The sequence below is a fragment of the Pseudomonas graminis genome (assembly GCF_001705435.1).
Taxonomy (GTDB): Bacteria; Pseudomonadota; Gammaproteobacteria; order Pseudomonadales; family Pseudomonadaceae; genus Aquipseudomonas; species Aquipseudomonas graminis_B.
Genome location: NZ_MDEN01000022.1, coordinates 1 through 754 on the forward strand (window position 1 = coordinate 1; position 754 = coordinate 754).

The window sequence follows — 754 nt, forward strand, 5'->3', positions numbered from 1 at the left end:
TGGCGTATTCGCTGAAGCTGGTCGAGGAACATGGCTACGTCTACGTCCACCCCTACGACGACCCTGACACCATTGCCGGGCAAGGCACCGTGGCGATGGAAATCCTGCGCCAGCATCAGGGGCCACTGGACGCGATCTTCGTGCCGGTCGGCGGCGGCGGGCTGATCGCCGGCATTGCCGCGTACGTCAAATACCTGCGCCCGGAAATCAAGGTGATCGGCGTTGAGCCGGACGATTCCAACTGCCTGCAACAGGCCATGGCTTACGGCGAGCGCGTGGTGCTGCAACAGGTCGGCCTGTTTGCCGATGGCGTCGCGGTGGCGCAGATCGGTCAGTACACCTTCGAGATCTGCAAGGATTACGTCGACGAAGTCATCACCGTCAGCACCGATGAAATCTGCGCGGCGATCAAGGACATCTACGACGACACCCGCTCGATCACCGAGCCCGCCGGCGCGCTGGGCGTGGCCGGGATCAAGAAGTACGCCGAACAGTACGACGTCACCGGGCAGACGTTTGTCGCCATCGACTCTGGCGCCAACGTCAACTTCGACCGCCTGCGGCACGTCGCCGAGCGCGCCGAACTGGGCGAAGGCCGCGAGGCGATCATTGCCGTGACCATCCCGGAACAGGCGGGCAGCTTCAAGGCCTTCTGCGAGGCCATCGGCAAGCGGCAGATCACCGAATTCAACTACCGCTACCACACCGACCGCGAGGCGCACATCTTCGTCGGCGTGCAGACCCACCCCGACAC

At 63.9% G+C, this 754-nt stretch carries 1 protein-coding gene; it reads left to right on the top strand.

Features of this window, described 5'->3' with window-relative positions:
• The coding region (locus BBI10_RS00090) for a pyridoxal-phosphate dependent enzyme (RefSeq protein ID WP_141695058.1) at nucleotides 1–754 on the top strand (754 nt) is incomplete at both ends.